Source organism: Falcatimonas sp. MSJ-15 (assembly GCF_018918265.1).
In the GTDB taxonomy this organism is placed as follows: Bacteria; Bacillota; Clostridia; order Lachnospirales; family Lachnospiraceae; genus Falcatimonas.
The window spans coordinates 131,440-150,335 of sequence record NZ_JAHLQC010000008.1 but is presented as its reverse complement, the minus strand read 5'-3'; the positions used below and the strand labels follow the sequence as shown (position 1 = coordinate 150,335).

The window sequence follows — 18,896 nt, the reverse complement described above, 5'->3', positions numbered from 1 at the left end:
TGAATGATGTTGTCATTAAGGTTGAAACATAGAAAAACAAAATATACTCTCTCTAATAAAGGTGTCAGTCTTATTGAAGTTATTGTTGTTATACTGATTCTTGCAATTCTATCAACAGCAGGTATTATAAGTGTCGGTTATATACACAGAGTTAATGCATCTTCATGTGCAGCAAAACTCAATTCGGCACTTGAACAGACGAGAATTAAGACTATGAGTAAGCAGGAAGGCAGGATAAGCCTTGTTATATATACCAAAGATAAGAATTATTACGCAGCTATATGTACAGATAATGCTGGAACTTCAGAATATGATGAAGGTACACTTCTTGGAAGTACTTCCCTTTCACTTAACGTTAAAGCAAGTGACGGAACTGTTACTAAGCTCTCAGATAGTGAGGGTATGGAGTATAGGATTAATTTTGTAAAAGGCAGTGGAGCTTTTAGCTCTGATATAGATGAGATTAGTGTTAAAGGAACTAAGGAAGTTATAATAAAACTTATCAAGGAAACCGGCAGAAGTTACATTATGAAACAGGAGTAGAGAGTTATGAAGAAGAATAGGATTATACAAAAAAATAATGTTAATTCAGATATAGCTTTGGATAATAGAGGTTTTACTCTGGTTGAACTGATTGTCGGTATGCTTATAGCTGCGATAGTTATGCTTGCAGCGGCTTCACTTACAGCAGCAGGTTCTAATCTGTTTGGCAGTGGAAGCGGTGAAGTGAATCTGTCTGTTGAATCCGAGACAGCACTATCTTTTGTATCTGATATTCTTAAGGAATCAAAAGATTATGTATACTACCCGTCAGTTGTAACTGATAGTGGCAGATATAAAGTGCTTACTGTTCTTGTCAGTGATAAAGGTGATAATTATTGTGATATGATTATCTTTAATGAATCAGAGAATCTTTTATGTTTTGAAAAAGATAAGACTACACAGGATGTAGTACTTAAAGATATATCACTAAAGGATATTAAGAATAAATGTGATAATTCAGGACGTAATAACTATCTTGCAATGTATGTTAAGAATTTTGTTGTGACACCAGATAATTACTTAGATGCTAAAGACAGCATTGAGTTACAACTCTATTTTAAAAATGGTAAGTCTGAATATGAGAGCAGTATACTTGTGACGAGCAGAAACAGAAAGTAAAGGAAGGAATATGTAATGAATAGAAAAAATAAGAAAATATTGTGTATAATGCTTGCTTTTCTGTTTGTGGTGGAATCTTTATTAGTAGGCTCAAAATATGGTATTTTTGACATGTTTAGCGTTAATGCAGCAGGAAGTACAGATTATAAGCTGCCAAAGTCTTTGGATTATAATGAATATAGTCTTGGAACAGTTAATAATCCTTTTGTGATTCTTGAGATTACACCTTATGAAGGCTATGCAGAGATTGGATATCTTGTCAAAGGACAGGAGCCTGTATCAATGGAGCAGGTTGTATTAAACGGTGCGATTAATGCAATTGGAAGTGGTGGCTGGGCGATTAATGTCAGCCCATCAAATAGTAAGAAGAAATTCTATGTGGAAGATGAGAGTAATATAACTTCACTTGCCAATCCATCACAATATACAAAGTTAGAGAATAGATATCAATATGGTTATTTTAAGAGAATGGCAGATGGAGATGGAGATTATGTACAGCTTATTACAGCATGTGAAGCTGTTAATATGCCGGGTGGAGCTTATGATTATGTTGATGAGCAACTTAGTGAACTAACAGAAGATAATAAGAATATAGGATACTACATATATGTTGGTGATGGTAATGGAAGTTATGATGTAAGTGATATAACTGATGCAGTATATAGGAAGGTTAAAAAAGGTGAGACAGGTACACTTAACTGGTATGGACTTCCTGAATTCAAAGATGGCAATATTGAAGTATATACTCTTGATGGTTATAATGCAAAGCCATATACCTATGAAGAAGCAAATCATAATAATGCACTAAGCTATGATAAGAAAGTATATACATATATGGAGAAAGCTGTATATGAAGGTTATATCTATGTATATGAGAGCTGTAACAGATTTGCAAAAGATATAATGCGAATAGACGATGATGAAGCTTCAGATTATGTTACTAAAGTTGTTACAGTTACACCTGATGAGCTTAATAAGAATCCAGAACTTATTGACCAATCAGATCTTATATATATTACACCTAAGAGTCATGTAGGAGCACTTAATGGACTTTGGAAGAGTTATGCTAATAAAAAACTTTTTGATGGAACAATTCATGAAGAAAGAGAAGGTTTTGATCATAATGATCTTACTTTTGAAACAGCCAAAAAACTTTTTATAAGAACATGTGTTGAAGAAAAGAGTGCTCTTATATATGATATTGAGACTTATCAAAAGTCATATAATACTAAGAATGTTGCACTTACAAAATATTATGCGAATGGTACTCCTGTAAGCAGTGATGTTGCAAGAGGTGATAATTATTATGGTAATAATATTGTAAAATTGTATATTATGATGCATGTTATGGATCCTGTAACTTTTTATAATAATTATATAAAAACAGGTAAGATTGATGAGAATGGCAATTACATTGAACAGACAGGTGATGCAGCAGCTTATTGGGGAATTCTTACATTCTGTCCATTTGAGATATATGATGATTATGCAGATATGGGGCATGTATATAATTTTGCAGACCTTGGATTTGAGACAAATCTTTATAATAATAACAATAATGATACTGTAAGGAATAATTATTTTACTTTTAATGGTAATACAGCAACGACACAGAATATTGTTAATGGATGGCATATTAATAATCAGGGTTATACTTCGGATGCATTTGATTTCTTTAAGAATAGTGGAGAAGATATAAGATATTCAGGTGATGAGAATCACATGTCACCGGCAGATGCTATATATTATCTTCTTCACAGAGATAAGACTTATGAAGATGAGATTAACAGAGATATGGTTATTCTTGAAATTGAAGCTGGTAACAGATTTAAGTCAGATGCATATTTTAAGACGCTTATAACTAATACACTTCCTGAATTCACAGGTGATATTAAAGTTGTAAGGCAGACTTCTGCTGAGTTTATATGCAGTAATATTGATCTTAATTCTGAGTATGATATGATATTTATTGGAACATATCTTAATGGCAATACAATAGATGGAGAGTATTCGCAATATGCTTACATTCATTCAGGCAGAGGAACATATAAAGTCAGAAAGTCGCTTTGGGATGGTCTTGATGGCAAGAGTGATTGTAAGAATGTTATTAAAAGTGGTAATGACCTGACTGGTGTTAGTGTAAGAAAGCTTGAAGATTATATTAATGGTAAACTTCCTGTTATATTTGCAAAAGGATTCTATTCAGATCCATCTAATCGTATAATTGACAATTATAAGGGTGCAGATAAGACAACTAATATGCGTGTATTCCTTACAACATATAATGATTCGAGAACTTATTGTGAAAAAGGACTTGACAGAAAGAATCTTAGAAGGATTATGACTGAGAAGATGTGTAATATTGATATGCTAAGTGAGCCTAAAGAATATGTTGATAAGACAGCCGCAGTCAATGAAGGTAAAAATATCACTGATGCAGATATATATGTAAATGGTGAAAATATTAACAATAAAGTGCTTGAATACAGATTTACTATTAATAATACTATTGCAGAAGATACATATACACTTAATCTGTATATAGATAGCAATGCTGATGGTAAGTTTGATGCACAGGCAGAGCTTCTTAATTCTGTCTATGTATATGATGAGACACTTTCAAGAAATGTTGATATAAAGGATCTGGCAGCAGGACATACATTTAAGGTTACAAGAAGTGTTGACAAGCTTGTCGGTATACTTCCTTGGAGATTAGAGCTTGTCAATAACTCTAATTCAAGTATCAGGGATTCAAAGATAGGATATTGTGCATTAAAGGCATCAGCTAATACTGAAAAAGAGACTATTAAGATACTTCAGATAGCTCCAGATTCAGATATAATAAGTGTTGCACTTCCTACAGATGAAGAAATAGCAGGCAAGACTAAGATTGAAGATTTTAGGAATAATACAGTTGTCAATGGAAAAGTACTTCCGGATAATCTATCTGATATTACGGGTAAATTCTGGTATTATACTAAAGATCTTGATTGTTTTGATATTCATTTTACAAGACTTACAATTAATGAAGTATCAGATATGATTAAGAATAATCCATATTACTTTAGTGAATTCGATATGCTTATTCTTGGTTTTTGTGATAAATATCCGGAGATTGATGACAGGAATCTCTTACAAGGTGTTGTAGATTTTGCTAATACAGGAAAAGCAGTTCTGTTTGCACATGATGTACTTATGTATAACTGGAATAAAGAAAGGGACAATACCAAAGAGAATCTCAATGCATCATATTTTAGAGAAATGCTTGGTATGGACCGTTATGGTGTAAGGCTTAACAAAGATGAACGTGAAGGTAAAGACAGTGTATATATAGGCAGTGATATAACAACAAGTGAAGATTTGTCAAAGTATATTCAAGGATATACAACAGCTACAATTGACTGTTATGATCAGAATCTGAAACAATATACAAGAAAGACTACAAAAGTTACTAATAATAATACAGGACAGATTACAACATATCCATATAATATTGATAAAGAGTTTGATGTTGCAGAGACACATTCACAATATTTTCAGTTGGATCTTGAGACTGATGATATAACAGTATGGTATTCACTTGGTGGTGATTATTATAATCAGAGCCCTAATGATGGACGTAATAATTACTATATCTACAATATTGGCAACATAACATATACCGGTATGGGACATATGAAGTATTCTAAAAGGACAACGTTTAAACTATCAGATATGGAGATAAAACTATTTGTTAATACTATGATTGCAGCTTATCGTTCTTCTGCTGCACCTGTAGAGATAACAATTACTAATACAGATGCAACAGATAATGGAGAGAATGCTTTCCTCTATGTTGATTATGATGCAACAGAGAGTGAGAATGCAATCGGCAGTGGTATAACAACAGTTGATGGTGTTCAGTATAAGAGAATATACTTCATGCTTCAGGATAAGAGTATTGTGTCTAACAAGACTACAGAAGTAGTATTCCATATGTCTGATGAGAATGGTAATACAGATGTTAGTAAAAATGAAGGATATCAGATATTTAGAACATCAGATAATATACCTGTAGACAATACATCACTTACATCAGGCGTTGAATATTATATTGATGTACCGGTAACACAATTAAATAGCGTGATTATGGAGAAACTTACAATAGAAGCAAAAGTAAGGTTTGGAAAAGCAGGCGAAAATGTGATTTCAAGCAATAAAAATGCCATAATTATGAAGAGAGCTCTTTTTGAACTTGATTAATGAATATAAAATTACTCAAAAAAAATTATTATTTAAGAACAGAATTAATTGACAAATAATTGTTACTAATTTATAATGTCAATGCGGTATGTCCGCTATAATAAAAAGTGAAGAAGGAATGATATGAACTGGCTTAACAAGTTAGAACGCAAGTTTGGAAAATATGCGATTCACAATCTGATGTATTATATAGTAATACTTTATGCAGTTGGTGTATTTGTTAATATCGTTAATCCATATTTTTATAGCCTGCATCTTTCCCTTAACGCAGAGAGAATTCTGCATGGAGAAGTCTGGAGACTTGTCACATTTATGATAAAGCCGCCTGACTCATCACTGATTTTTGTTATATTTGCTTTGTATCTGTATTATATGATAGGTACTAACCTTGAGAGACAATGGGGTGCATTCAGATTCAATATTTATTTCTTTACAGGAATAATAGGAACGATTGCAGCAGCATTTGTATTATATGCAATAACAGGTTACAGTTATGCGTTAGATACTAACTATCTTAATATGTCACTGTTTTTTGCTTTTGCTGCTACTTATCCGGATTATCAGCTCCTGCTGTTTTTCATAATACCGATTAAGATGAAGTATCTTGCAATGCTTGATGGACTGTATTATATAGTAGCATTCTTTACTGGAGGTATTGCAGTAAAAGTAGCAATAGTATTATCACTTGCCAACTTTATAATATACTTCTTTTCAACAAGAAATTACAGAAAGCTTTCACCTTATGAGATGAAGAGAAAGCGTGAATACAGACAACAGGTTAAGGCGCCAAAGAGTATAACAAAACACAAATGTGCCATATGTGGAAGAACAGAAAAAGACGATGACAATCTGGAATTTCGCTTCTGCTCAAAATGTGATGGTAATTATGAGTATTGTAGCGAACATTTGTATACGCATCAGCATATTAAAAAGCAATAATACAAAGGTGTATTATAGTTGTATTTTTGTGAACAATTTATTATGACAAAGATATAGAACGTATTATAATTGCTGTACGTTCTATATTTATGAAAATTTTAACAAAAAAAGCCGTAGAAACGGCAAAATTGGAGGATTTTATGAAGAGAACAAAAATTATTTGTACAATGGGACCTAACACTAATGACAAGAACGTATTAAGAGAACTTGTTAAAAATGGTATGGATATTGCCAGATTTAACTTTTCTCATGGTGATCACGAAGAACAGTTAGGACGTGTTAAAAACGTTCGTGAGATTCGTGAAGAATTAGGTTTACCTATTGCTATGCTTCTTGATACAAAAGGACCAGAGATCAGAACTGGTATTGTCGCAGGAGATAAAAAATTAAACCTTGTTGCTGGTAACAAATATACAATCAAAATGGAACAGTGTGAAGCTACTGAAGAAGTAAACTGTGTATCATATAGCGGACTTGCTGGTGATGTTAAAGCTGGAGATACAATCTTATTTGATGATGGTCTTATCGAATTACACGTTGATGATACAACAGCTACAGAGATTCACTGTACAATCGTTAACGGTGGTGAACTTGGAAGCAAGAAAGGTGTTAACGTACCTAATGTAAGCATTAACCTTCCAGCTATCACAGAAAAAGATAAGAGCGATATCATCTTTGGTATTGAACAGGGATTTGATTTCATCGCTGCTTCTTTCATAAGAAATGCAGAAGGTGTTCGTGAAATCAAAAAGATCTTAAAAGAACATAATGGAGACATCGCAATCATCTCTAAGATTGAGAACGCTGAAGGTATTGCAAATATCGATGAAATCATCGCAGAAAGTGATGGTATCATGGTAGCTCGTGGTGATATGGGTGTTGAGATTCCAGCTGAAGACGTACCACATGTACAGAAGATGATCATTGACAAATGTAATGCTGTATTCAAGCCAGTTATTACAGCTACACAGATGTTAGATTCAATGATCAGAAATCCAAGACCAACAAGAGCAGAAGTAACAGATATTGCTAATGCTATCTATGATGGTACAGACGTAGTTATGCTTTCAGGTGAAACAGCTAATGGTAAATATCCAGTAGAAGCTGTTACAATGATGGCTCATGTATGTGAGACATCAGAACAGTACCTTGATCATCAGAAATATATCGACAGAAACAAAGTTTCAGAGAAAAATAACGTATCTAACACAGTTAGCTACTCAGCAGTTGCTGCAGCTGACAGCTTAAATGCAGAAGCTATCGTAACACCTACAGTGTCAGGCTTTACAGCAAGACTTGTATCAAAATATAAACCATCATCACTTGTTATTGCAACAACACCTGATGAAAAAGTACAGAGAAAAATGCAGATCTTATGGGGTGTAAAACCACTTAAGGCTGATAGAAAAAATTCAACAGATGATATTATTGAGACAGCTGTTGAAACAGCTAAGAATAGCGGACTTGTTAAAGATGGTGATACAGTTGTATTAACAGCAGGACTTCCAGCAGCTAACGAAAAAGCTGGTGAAAGAGGTATCACTAACATGATGAGAGTTCTTAAAATTGACTAATTAATATAATTAATTTTTTGAACGATATAAATATCAGTTATTATATGATACAGTGCCATGTATAGTGGCACTGTATTGTTGCAAAATAACAACAACTGTTCAATATAATATAATGCGTATCTGTTATTAGATATAGCATCCCATGAATTATCAGAGGTGTGTGTAATGTATATAAATGACCTTGAATATATAGGTTGTAATATAAGCTTTAAGCGTGTTATAAAAAGAAAAAGAAAGTACAGGCTCATGGAATGTGAAGTTAATTTTTATGGTAAAGTTATGAAAGGCAAAGCTAAGATGTATAAGTCTGGTGGTGCATATTTTATACCTGACAGAAAAAGAGACGTTATATTCTTAAGTGAAGCATACAACTATTCACTTAAAAAAAAGGATCAGCCACTTTCTAAAAGAGCATTTAAACGTTCAAGCGTAAAGATTGCAGCGAATTTATTTGTTATATTCTTTTTGTACTTTATATCTCAATATGGTGCACTATTATCGATATCATTTAAAAATGGGCATATGTATTATGTAGGATACTATTATATTATACAGATGATGCTTGCGAGTGTTTTTTTAATTATATCATTTAAGATGCGCAAGCTGGTACATTGTTTTTAAATATCCTGGCAGGTTTGCCTGCCGGGTTTTTTTTTCTTATTGAAATGTTTTTATTATCAAAATAAATTTTATATATTTATTTTTTCTTTAAATTGGTATATAATGTTTAAAGAATTCTCTAAAATAATGGGAGGTATTAATTATGAAAGGTAAAATGAATAATCAGTTAGGCGAAATAATTATAGATACTGATGTTATTGCGAATTATGCAGGATCCACTGCAGTTGAGTGTTTTGGAATTGTAGGAATGGCAGCCGTTAATGTAAAAGATGGACTTGTAAAACTCTTAAAAAGAGACAGTCTCACTCATGGTATTAATGTTGTTGTGGATGAGAATAATAAAATCACAGTAGATTTTCATGTTATTGTAGCTTATGGTGTGAGTATTTCAACAGTTGCAGATAATTTAATCAATAATGTTAAATACAAAGTTGAAGAATTTACAGGAATGGAAATTGAGAAAATTAATATTTATGTAGAAGGTGTAAGAGTCATAGATTAAGAATCAGTACTCTTATACAGATTTAAGGAGGAACCAGTTGTGGTAGTTAATACAATAGATGCACAGACTCTTCAGAAGATGTTTCTTGCCGGGGCAGCTAATCTTGAGTCAAAAAAAGAATGGATTAATGATTTGAATGTATTCCCTGTTCCAGATGGTGATACAGGTACTAATATGACATTAACTATTATGTCAGCTGCAGGTGAAGTAAACAACATTACAGAACCTACATTTGCTAATCTTGCAAAAGCAATATCAAGTGGATCTTTAAGAGGAGCAAGAGGTAATTCAGGAGTTATCTTATCTCAGCTTTTCAGAGGCTTCACAAAAGAGATCAAAGAAGTTAATGAGATTAATTCAGAGATTATAGCAAAGAGTTTTGAACGTGCTGTAGAGACAGCTTACAAAGCTGTTATGAAACCAAAAGAAGGAACAATTCTTACTGTAGCAAAAGGTGTAGCTGAGAAAGTTAATGAACTTGCTCAGACAACAGAAGATCTTAATGCTATTTTTGAAGGTGCTATTGAATATGGTGATTATGTACTTTCAAAGACACCAGATATGTTGCCAGTATTAAAACAGGCAGGTGTTGTAGACTCAGGTGGACAGGGCCTTATGACTGTACTAAAAGGATGTTATGATGCATTCCTTGGTAAAGAGATTAAATTCGAAAGTGCTAAGAATGAAGATAATGATACAAAGAAATTAGCTAATGCACAGCAGGCACTTGAGAATGTAGATATTAAGTTTGGATATTGTACAGAATTTATTATTAATCTTGAGAAGGAATTTGACAAAAATGAAGAATTACAACTCAAAGCATTCCTTGAATCAATCGGTGATTCAATTGTTGTTGTTGCAGATGATGAAGTTGTAAAAGTTCATGTGCATACTAATGAACCGGGTGTTGCTATTACTAAAGCTTTAACATATGGTTCTCTTTCTAAGATTAAGATTGATAATATGAGAGAAGAACATGAAGAAAGATTGATGGCTGAATCAACAGATACTACAGAGAGTACATCTGTAAAAGAAGAGAGTGCTAATGAAGAACGTAAAGAGTTTGGATTTATCGCAGTATCTGCCGGTGAAGGCTTAAGCGAGATATTTAAAGGACTTGGTGTTGATTATCTTATCGAAGGTGGTCAGACTATGAATCCAAGTACAGAAGATATGCTTAATGCAATTGATAAAGTTAATGCAGATACAATCTTCATCTTTCCTAATAATAGTAATATCATACTTGCAGCTAACCAGGCAGCAAGTATATGCGAGAACAAAGAGATTATTGTTATTCCTTCTAAGACAATACCACAGGGAATAACAGCTATTATCAACTTTGTATATGATAAATCTGCTAAAGAGAATGAAGAACATATGATAGAAGAGATGCAGCGGGTTAAGACAGGTCAGATCACATATGCAGTAAGAGATACTAATATTGATAATAAAGAGATACATCAAGGCGATATAATGGGTATTGGTGATAAAGCAATCTTAACAGTTGGCCATAATGTAAAAGATACAACAATTGCTCTTATCAATGAGATTGTTGACGATGAGACAGAACTTATAAGTCTCTATTATGGCCAGGATATAACAGAAGAACAGGCTAATGAAGTAGCTTCAGTTATTGAAGAAAAATATCCTTCATGTGATATTGAAGTTCAGTTCGGTGGACAGCCAATATATTATTATGTAGTATCAGCTGAATAATTCAATTAGTAGTAATGCAGATAATTATAAAAGTTATTAACTAAGATAGATATTATACTTAATAATATAAAAAATAGTTTATAATAATTAAAAGAATATAGACTACTAAAGTATGGGAACGGAATTGACGAAAAATAGTTTTGAATTATTAACAAAAAGTCTTGACTTATTCTTCAAAAAGTTATATTCTAAGTGAGTAAGTTATATAATTTTATTGAAGAGGAGCGAACGTAAGATGAAAAATTACAACAAGCCTATAATTAGCGAAAATGAAGAATTATTCTTCGAACCAGTTTTAGCAGCATACAGTAATCCATTTGATCCAACATGCTTTAAGCCATCAGAACCACAGTATGATAGTGGTGATTCAGTACCAGCTGTTGCACTTTGTACATGTCCAACAATATGTGGTATTAAGATATGGAATATTGCATGTCCAAAACATGGTTGGTTCAAATAATTATTAGAGTTATTAGAAGATAAATATTGACAATATACGTTTGAGAAAAAATTCGGTTGCAATTCGGATTGCAGAGAGTCAGTGTCTGGTGTGAACTGATATCTGAAGCAGCCTTTCCACTTTTCGAGTATTGGATGATGAATCCAGGTTTTGTATACCTTATAATACTTAATGAGAGGCAGATTATTCTGCAATCAGGGTGGCAACGCGGAAGACTTTCGTCCCTATTATTATATAGGGAGGGAGTCTTTTTTTGTTATGTGATACTCTTTCTCACAGATGACTGATAATTATAGCATTATTATTAAATATAGATGCTATAATCAAATGACTAGTATATAATTAAAGCTAGTACTAAATAATGCTACTAACTAGAACCAAAGAATACTAGTTGGTAGATAATAAAAGTTAATATCAGTTATCGATGAGATTGATATAAAGAATATAAGAATATTAAATTTATAAGAAAGGATATGTTGTGATATGTCTAATATCACAATAGGAGAAGAATATGTTAGATTTAAAATTTTTAAGAGAAAATCCAGATATTGTAAAGCAGAACATTAAAAACAAATTTCAGGACAGAAAATTACCTTTAGTTGATGAAGTAATTGAACTTGATGCATTAAGCAGAAAGACACAGCAGGAAGCTGATGATCTTCGTGCTAATAGAAAGTCTGTATCAAAGCAGATTGGTATGTTAATGGGACAAGGCAAAAAAGAAGAAGCTGAACAGTTAAAAGAACAGGTTAATAAGGATGCTGAACATCTTGCAGAACTTGAAGAAAAAGAAACTGAACTTCAGGAAAAGATTAAGAAAATCATGATGGTTATTCCTAATATCATAGATCCAAGCGTTCCAATTGGTAAAGATGATAGTGAAAATGTTGAAATAGAAAAATTTGGTGAACCTGTAGTTCCTGATTTTGAGATTCCATATCATACAGAGATTATGGAAAAATTCAATGGTATTGATCTTGATAGTGCAAGAAAAGTTGCAGGAAATGGTTTCTATTACTTAATGGGAGATATTGCAAGATTACATTCTGCAGTTATCTCTTATGCAAGAGATTTCATGATTAACAAAGGCTTTACTTATTGTGTACCTCCTTTTATGATCAGAAGTGATGTTGTTACAGGTGTTATGAGCTTTGATGAGATGGAAGCTATGATGTATAAGATTGAGGGAGAAGATCTCTATCTTATAGGTACAAGTGAACATTCAATGATTGGTAAATTCATTGATACAATCGTTCCAGAAGAATCATTACCACAGACATTAACAAGTTATTCACCATGTTTTAGAAAAGAAAAAGGTGCTCATGGTATTGAAGAGAGAGGTGTATATCGTATTCACCAGTTCGAAAAACAGGAGATGGTTGTTGTATGTAAACCAGAAGAAAGCAAGATGTGGTTTGATAAATTATGGCAGAATACAGTAGAATTATTCCGTTCATTAGATATTCCAGTAAGAACACTTGAATGTTGTTCAGGAGATCTTGCAGATCTTAAAGTTAAATCAATTGACGTTGAAGCATGGTCACCAAGACAGAAGAAATACTTTGAAGTCGGAAGTTGTTCAAATCTTGGAGATGCCCAGGCAAGAAGACTTAAGATTCGTGTAAATGGCAAAGATGGTAAATACTTTGCTCATACATTAAATAATACAGTTGTAGCTCCACCTAGAATGTTAATCGCATTCCTTGAGAACAATCTTAATGCTGATGGTTCAGTAAATATTCCAAAAGCATTACAGCCATACATGGGTGGAATGACAGTAATTAAATAGTAGATAATATCGTTATATATTATAATATCTATCATGATATATAAGAATAATTATCAGTATTATCAGTATTATGAGTATTATGAGCATTATCAGTATTATGATAATGAAGAACTATTCTAATAGATGCTATTAGAGAATAAAAGATAACATATAAAAATGAGCCGTTAAAGATAAGGATTTTATTTTTGACGGCTCATTGTAACAGACAGGGGGAAAGAGTATGGAGTTAAGAGACATCAAGGGTATCGGTGAAAAAACTGAGCAGTTATTTAATAAGGTTGGAGTATATACAAGTGAAGATCTTGTTAACTATTATCCAAGAGCTTATGATACATTTGCTATGCCTGTTACACTTGTTGATGCAGATATGGATGATATAGTATCAATTGATGCAGTAATATGTTCTAATGTAACATTAGAAAAAGTTAGAAATCTTCAGATATTATCAGTATATATCAAAGATGTGAACCATGATACATTGAGACTTACATGGTATAATATGCCATTTTTGAAGAACAAATTAAGAATAGGGATGCGATATATATTTCGTGGACGAATCATATATAAACGTGGTGCAAAAGTAATGGAACAGCCATCAATATATACTCTTGCAGAATATGAATTAAAACTTCATGAGATGCAGCCGGTATATGCACTTACAAAAGGTCTTACTAATAATATGGTATCCAAATCGGTAAAAAAAGTATTTGAAGTTCAAGGAATGTATGAAGATTATCTTCCGGCAGATTTTAGAGAAAAATATAATCTTAGTGAATACAATTTTGCATTAAAGAATATACATTTTCCTTTAAGTACGGATAATGTTATAAAAGCAAGAAAAAGACTTGTATTTGATGAGTTTTTTAGGTTCCTTATGGCTATTAGAAAATTAAGGGAAGTTAAAGAAGTAAGTATTAATGAACATGTGATTTGCAATGACACAAGAACTGATGAATTCATAAAGAATCTGCCATTTGAACTTACGAAAGCTCAGCAAAAAGTATGGGAAGAGATAAAACGTGATATGGTATCTGACAAGACAATGAATAGGCTTATTCAAGGAGATGTAGGTTCTGGTAAGACAATTCTTGCAGTACTTGCATTGTTAAACTGTGCATTAGCCGGAAAACAGAGTGCTATGATGGTGCCGACAGAAGTACTTGCAAAGCAACAATATGATTCGATAGTTAAGATGTTTGCAGATAGTGGACTTGATATAGAGATAGTACTTCTTACAGGTTCAACAAGTAGAAAAGATAAAAAAGCAGCTTATGAATCAATTAGCAGTGGCAAGGCTCAGATTATAATTGGTACACATGCACTCATTCAGGAAAAAGTAGAATATAATGATCTCGCACTTGTAATAACAGATGAACAGCATCGTTTTGGAGTAAACCAGCGTAATACATTTGGTGAAAAAGGTCACAAACCACATGTACTTGTAATGAGTGCAACGCCTATTCCAAGAACACTTGCGATAATAATATATGGTGATCTTGATATATCAATTGTTGACGAACTTCCTGCTAACAGACTGCCGATTAAGAATTGCGTAGTTGATGAGAGCTATATGCCAAGAGCATATCGTTTTATTGAAGATGAGATAAGAGCCGGACATCAGGTATATGTAATATGTCCTATGGTTGAAGAAAGTGAGAATATTGAAGCTAAGAATGTTATCGATTATTCAGAAGAACTGCGAGCCGGACTTGCACCTGGAATAACAATAGAATATCTGCATGGTAAGATGAAGAATGAACAGAAGAACGATATTATGGGACGTTTTGCAAAAAATGAGATAAAAGTACTTGTATCAACAACTGTTATCGAAGTTGGAGTTAATGTTCCTAATGCGACTGTTATTATGATAGAAGATGCCGGAAGATTTGGGCTTGCACAGTTACACCAGTTAAGAGGTCGTGTCGGACGAGGATCGGCACAATCATATTGTATTATGGTAAGCAATTCCAAATCTAAAAAAACAAAAGAGAGACTTAATATACTTGCAAAGTCAAATGATGGTTTTTATATAGCAAGTGAAGATCTAAAGCTTAGAGGACCGGGAGATATATTTGGAATAAGACAAAGTGGTCTGTTGCAATTTGAACTTGGTGATATATATACAGATGCTGAGATATTAAAGGATGCAAAAGAAGCATGTGATATTATTTACAATAATGATCCTGAACTTCAGAATATTAAAAATCAGGGTATTAAAAATATATTAGATAAATATCTTGAAAAAGGTTTTGAAAAATTATGTCTGTAATATCTGTAAAATGTTAAAAAAAGATAAATAATCATTCTGATACTTGACTATGATGAATAAAGCATATAACATAGTGTTATTGAGAGATAGTGCAGCGAGGAGTGTGTATTAATGAACATAAATGAAGAACAAAGAACTGCGGCATATAACGGGATGGTTGAATGGTTAAAAGATGAGCATGAGCTTGGAAAAGAACCATATAGAATTACATTGGCAACAGAATTTGATTTACATAATTTGCACTATTACGTTTTTAAGTATAAAAAGAATGCATTTTCAAAATGGATGCTAGGTGTATGTGGTGGATATGAAGAGAATGAGCTTACGAATTGTGGACATGTATTTAGCGATATGGAAGAATACAAAGACAAGACTGCTGTTGCAGATGCTACTGCAATTGTAGAGAAGATTCGCAAGTATTACATGGATCTTGCCAGAAAAGATTGTTGTAAAGTCGTTGAGAATGAGAATACGAATACTGACAGTAAGAAGAAAGGAATATTTGCCGGTTTTGTATTATTAGATACATGTGAGATGGATGTTTCAAGATTTAAGAACTCCTTTGAAAAAGATTGGGAGTATGAATTCACTGATTTTGATATTAAGAATGAGACTTTATCTTTTACATATAACAAATGTCTTGTTATGGCGTCTATGGTATCTGTTCCGGTTCCTAATGGAGAAGCTGTTAAGAATGCAGAGACAAGTATCATGTGGAAAGAAGCAGTAGATGTTACCAAAACTCATGTAGCACATATTATACTTACAGTTGTTGCGAATGATAAGAATATGGATGCTAAAGATGTAGCAATTATATTTGTAAAAGCAGCATCAAGTCTTTTAAAACTTAAAAATGCAATAGGATTTAATTATTGTGGAACAGTATTTGAACCACATTTTTATATCAATGCTGCTGAGATTATAAAAGATGGTGATATTCCATTATTAAACCTGGTATATTTTGGAATATATCGTACAAGAGCCGGAATTAATGGTTATACTTTTGGACTTAAATATTTTGATAAAAAAGAGATAGAAGTAATAGGAACAGAGAAAACGCCAAATGAACTTAATGAATTTTTGTATGATATAGCATATTATGTAATTGAGAATGATATCACTCTTAATCCTGGTGAGACGATAGGTTTTACCGCAGAACAGAAGTTCGCAATAACACTGTCAAAAGGTATTTCACTTGAAGAAAATACACTTAAGATAGGAATGTAATCTTTAAGAGATTTAAAAAAGTAACAATAAAAATTTGAAGATTTAAAAGTGACAGTAAAAATATTTAGAAAAGAGACACTTAAAATCATTAAAAATGCTTAGAAAAGATAAAATTATTTAAAATCACAAGAAAAAGGGGAGTTTATAAAGACTCCCCTTAATTTTGTGGCTGTTATTTATCAGCCATCTCCTGTTTCTGACGTTCAATCATTTTCTTAACCATATAACCGCCGACACTTCCGTTCTGTTTAGAAGTAAGGTCACCATTGTAACCTGCCTTTAAAGGAACTCCAAGCTCCTCAGCAACTTCCATCTTAAATCTGTCTAATGCTTCTCTAGCTTCGGGTACAGAATTGTTTGATGAACTGTTTGATGAATTATTACTCATAATTAACGCCTCACTTTCTGCAGATTATAATCTGCAATGATTGTTTTTTGATAGAAACAAGCTGTAACTTTGTGTTACAATGTTATTATGTGATATATAATTGAAAATAAACTGGCAATATAAGGTTAAAAAGTGTTTTTTTTCTAATAATGTGGCTAATGTGCTTGCGATATTGATGACTAGAGGATATAATAAAACAGTTACTAAAAAGGAAAGTTAGTCATCATCCTTTGAAACCACGAATGGAGGGACTTGTTGTGGAGATATACATTATAAGACATGGTGAGACATATTGGAATGCTAAGAAGAGAATACAGGGATTTAGCGATATAGAACTTAATAATAATGGAATAGAACTTGCTAAGCATACTGGAGAGAGATTAGCAGATACAGAGTTTGACTATGTATATTCGAGTCCATTGAAAAGAGCACATAAAACTGCTGAACTTGTAACACAGAATAGATATGAGATTATTGATGATGACAGATTAAAAGAGATCTGTCTTGGTGATTATGAAGGCAGAGTAATGAGCGAGATCGGAGAAGAATTTAAAAAATTCTTTGATGCACCTGAAGAATTTGTGCCTGTTAATGGAGAAAGATTTGAAGAAGTCATATTACGTACAAAAGATTTTTTTGATAAAGTTATAATACCACTTGAAGGTAAAGCAGACAGAGTACTGATAGCATCACATGCTGCAGCAATCAAATGTATGTTATCATGGATAAAAAAAGTTGATGTTAAAGATCTGTGGTGTGGACCATTTATTAAGAATTGTGCTATAAGCATAGTAGAACTAAAAAATGGTCAATTACAGCTAAAAGAAGAAGGAATTATTTTATAAGCTAGAGTGTAAAACCCACTACCTTTAGGTGATGGGGAGTTCACAAATCATGGTAAATATATCGGTTTATAGATACTAATCGGAGGTTAGGAATGAGAGTAATAGCTGGTAAAGCAAGAAGACTTAATTTGAAGACAATAGAAGGACTTGAGACAAGACCTACAACTGACAGACTTAAAGAAACATTATTCAATATGATTCAGAATGAAGTTATAGGAGCTAATTTTCTTGATCTGTTTAGTGGAAGTGGAGCAATCGGAATTGAAGCATTGAGCAGAGGAGCTAAGAATGCATGGTTCGTTGAGAATAATAAGAAGTGTACAGAATGTATAAGAGAGAATCTTAGATTCACTAAACTTGCAGATGATGCAGTTGTTATGGAATGTGATGTACTTACAGCACTTAATCGTCTTGAAGGCAAAGTAGATTCATTTGATATTATATTTATGGATCCACCATATTCACATGAGCATGAGAAGACTGTATTAAGTCATCTTATATCAAAAAGTTATGTTACAGAAGATACATTAATAATAGTTGAAGCAGAACTTCATACAGAATTTGATTATCTTGCCGATATGGGATATGAGATTGTCAAGAATAAAGAATATAAGACCAATAAACATGTGTTTATTAAAAAAATACGCTAATTGGAGGATATTATGAGAATTGGAGTTTATCCGGGAAGTTTTGATCCGGTAACTTTGGGGCATTTAGATATTATAGAAAGATCATCAAAGATTGTTGATAAGTTAATTGTAGGTGTTTTGAACAATAATTCAAAAACACCGTTGTTTTCTGCGACTGAACGTGTTAATATGTTAAAAGAAGTGACGTCACATATTCCTAATGTGGAAGTGCAGGCTTTTAGTGGGTTACTTGTTGATTTTGCAAAAAAGAATGATGCATGCATCGTTGTGAGAGGTTTACGTGCCATAACAGATTTTGAGTATGAACTTCAAATGTCACAGACAAACAGAATAATATCACCAGATATAGATACAATCTTTTTTACAACCAATTTAAAGTATGCTTACCTTAGTTCAAGCACAGTAAAAGAAGTTGCAAAATTCGGTGGAGATATAAGTAAGTTTCTCCCTGAAAAAGTAATTTCGCATATGCAGGAAAAATTTAAAGAACAATAAAAGTGACATCAGATTAAC

General features: G+C 32.6%; 16 protein-coding genes. 15 read left to right on the top strand and 1 reads right to left on the bottom strand.

All coding sequences use genetic code 11. The annotated features are described in order from the left end of the window. Positions 1 to 6 precede the first annotated feature (6 nt). The 12 genes from KQI85_RS08135 (at position 7) to KQI85_RS08080 (ending at position 16,500) form a co-directional block, all read left to right on the top strand. Positions 7 to 543 carry a type II secretion system protein gene (locus tag KQI85_RS08135; RefSeq protein ID WP_216575595.1) on the top strand — a complete coding sequence of 179 codons (537 nt, stop codon included), beginning with the start codon at positions 7 to 9 and terminating at the stop codon, positions 541 to 543. Positions 544 to 549: 6 nt separating this feature from the next. Then, positions 550 to 1,161, top strand: a complete 612-nt coding sequence (locus KQI85_RS08130; protein ID WP_216575594.1) for a PilW family protein — start codon at positions 550 to 552, stop codon at positions 1,159 to 1,161. 15 nt (positions 1,162 to 1,176) lie between these two features. Then, complete coding sequence (locus KQI85_RS08125) at positions 1,177 to 5,403, top strand: DUF5057 domain-containing protein (RefSeq protein WP_216575593.1); 4,227 nt, start codon at positions 1,177 to 1,179, stop codon at positions 5,401 to 5,403. 123 nt (positions 5,404 to 5,526) lie between these two features. Next, positions 5,527 to 6,342: a rhomboid family intramembrane serine protease gene (locus KQI85_RS08120; protein WP_216575592.1), complete on the top strand. Its 816-nt coding sequence runs from the start codon at positions 5,527 to 5,529 to the stop codon at positions 6,340 to 6,342. 140 nt (positions 6,343 to 6,482) lie between these two features. Then, positions 6,483 to 7,916, top strand: coding sequence for a pyruvate kinase (pyk, locus tag KQI85_RS08115; RefSeq protein ID WP_216575591.1), 1,434 nt, complete (start codon positions 6,483 to 6,485; stop codon positions 7,914 to 7,916). Between the two features lie 165 nt (positions 7,917 to 8,081). Then, on the top strand, positions 8,082 to 8,537 hold the full coding sequence (locus KQI85_RS08110; RefSeq protein WP_216575590.1) for a hypothetical protein: 456 nt from the start codon (positions 8,082 to 8,084) through the stop codon (positions 8,535 to 8,537). Between the two features lie 142 nt (positions 8,538 to 8,679). Then, positions 8,680 to 9,039 (top strand): Asp23/Gls24 family envelope stress response protein, encoded by a 360-nt coding sequence (locus tag KQI85_RS08105; protein ID WP_216575589.1) that lies wholly within the window; start codon positions 8,680 to 8,682, stop codon positions 9,037 to 9,039. A gap of 39 nt (positions 9,040 to 9,078) precedes the next feature. Further along, positions 9,079 to 10,755, top strand: coding sequence for a DAK2 domain-containing protein (locus KQI85_RS08100; protein WP_216575588.1), 1,677 nt, complete (start codon positions 9,079 to 9,081; stop codon positions 10,753 to 10,755). Between the two features lie 235 nt (positions 10,756 to 10,990). Then, positions 10,991 to 11,215: a hypothetical protein gene (locus KQI85_RS08095; RefSeq protein WP_216575587.1), complete on the top strand. Its 225-nt coding sequence runs from the start codon at positions 10,991 to 10,993 to the stop codon at positions 11,213 to 11,215. Between the two features lie 511 nt (positions 11,216 to 11,726). Further along, on the top strand, positions 11,727 to 13,004 hold the full coding sequence (serS, locus tag KQI85_RS08090; RefSeq protein ID WP_216575586.1) for a serine--tRNA ligase: 1,278 nt from the start codon (positions 11,727 to 11,729) through the stop codon (positions 13,002 to 13,004). 220 nt (positions 13,005 to 13,224) lie between these two features. Next, positions 13,225 to 15,273 carry an ATP-dependent DNA helicase RecG gene (gene recG / locus KQI85_RS08085; protein WP_216575585.1) on the top strand — a complete coding sequence of 683 codons (2,049 nt, stop codon included), beginning with the start codon at positions 13,225 to 13,227 and terminating at the stop codon, positions 15,271 to 15,273. Between the two features lie 111 nt (positions 15,274 to 15,384). After that, positions 15,385 to 16,500: a DUF4261 domain-containing protein gene (locus KQI85_RS08080; RefSeq protein WP_216575584.1), complete on the top strand. Its 1,116-nt coding sequence runs from the start codon at positions 15,385 to 15,387 to the stop codon at positions 16,498 to 16,500. A gap of 172 nt (positions 16,501 to 16,672) precedes the next feature. On the opposite strand, the gene KQI85_RS08075 is transcribed toward KQI85_RS08080, so the two are convergent. Next, positions 16,673 to 16,888 carry an alpha/beta-type small acid-soluble spore protein gene (locus KQI85_RS08075; RefSeq protein WP_216575583.1) on the bottom strand — a complete coding sequence of 72 codons (216 nt, stop codon included), beginning with the start codon at positions 16,886 to 16,888 and terminating at the stop codon, positions 16,673 to 16,675. 257 nt (positions 16,889 to 17,145) lie between these two features. Between KQI85_RS08075 and KQI85_RS08070 the strand changes: the two genes are divergently transcribed. From KQI85_RS08070 to coaD, 3 genes are all read left to right on the top strand, one after another. Next, on the top strand, positions 17,146 to 17,733 hold the full coding sequence (locus KQI85_RS08070) for a histidine phosphatase family protein (RefSeq protein ID WP_216575582.1): 588 nt from the start codon (positions 17,146 to 17,148) through the stop codon (positions 17,731 to 17,733). 92 nt (positions 17,734 to 17,825) lie between these two features. Then, positions 17,826 to 18,383, top strand: coding sequence for a 16S rRNA (guanine(966)-N(2))-methyltransferase RsmD (gene rsmD, locus KQI85_RS08065; RefSeq protein WP_216575581.1), 558 nt, complete (start codon positions 17,826 to 17,828; stop codon positions 18,381 to 18,383). Positions 18,384 to 18,395: 12 nt separating this feature from the next. After that, entirely contained in the window at positions 18,396 to 18,878 is a 483-nt protein-coding gene (gene coaD, locus KQI85_RS08060) for a pantetheine-phosphate adenylyltransferase (protein WP_216575580.1), read from the top strand. Positions 18,879 to 18,896: the final 18 nt, after the last annotated feature.

Bases quoted from the DNA above. Each gene is read 5' to 3' on its own strand.
- KQI85_RS08075 (WP_216575583.1), bottom strand. From the start codon at position 16,888: ATGAGTAATAATTCATCAAACAGTTCATCAAACAATTCTGTACCCGAA.
- KQI85_RS08120 (WP_216575592.1), top strand. From the start codon at position 5,527: ATGAACTGGCTTAACAAGTTAGAACGCAAGTTTGGAAAATATGCGATT.
- KQI85_RS08110 (WP_216575590.1), top strand. From the start codon at position 8,082: ATGTATATAAATGACCTTGAATATATAGGTTGTAATATAAGCTTTAAG.
- rsmD (WP_216575581.1), top strand. From the start codon at position 17,826: ATGAGAGTAATAGCTGGTAAAGCAAGAAGACTTAATTTGAAGACAATA.
- coaD (WP_216575580.1), top strand. From the start codon at position 18,396: ATGAGAATTGGAGTTTATCCGGGAAGTTTTGATCCGGTAACTTTGGGG.
- recG (WP_216575585.1), top strand. From the start codon at position 13,225: ATGGAGTTAAGAGACATCAAGGGTATCGGTGAAAAAACTGAGCAGTTA.
- KQI85_RS08095 (WP_216575587.1), top strand. From the start codon at position 10,991: ATGAAAAATTACAACAAGCCTATAATTAGCGAAAATGAAGAATTATTC.
- serS (WP_216575586.1), top strand. From the start codon at position 11,727: ATGTTAGATTTAAAATTTTTAAGAGAAAATCCAGATATTGTAAAGCAG.
- KQI85_RS08105 (WP_216575589.1), top strand. From the start codon at position 8,680: ATGAAAGGTAAAATGAATAATCAGTTAGGCGAAATAATTATAGATACT.
- KQI85_RS08130 (WP_216575594.1), top strand. From the start codon at position 550: ATGAAGAAGAATAGGATTATACAAAAAAATAATGTTAATTCAGATATA.
- KQI85_RS08135 (WP_216575595.1), top strand. From the start codon at position 7: ATGTTGTCATTAAGGTTGAAACATAGAAAAACAAAATATACTCTCTCT.
- KQI85_RS08080 (WP_216575584.1), top strand. From the start codon at position 15,385: ATGAACATAAATGAAGAACAAAGAACTGCGGCATATAACGGGATGGTT.
- pyk (WP_216575591.1), top strand. From the start codon at position 6,483: ATGAAGAGAACAAAAATTATTTGTACAATGGGACCTAACACTAATGAC.
- KQI85_RS08125 (WP_216575593.1), top strand. From the start codon at position 1,177: ATGAATAGAAAAAATAAGAAAATATTGTGTATAATGCTTGCTTTTCTG.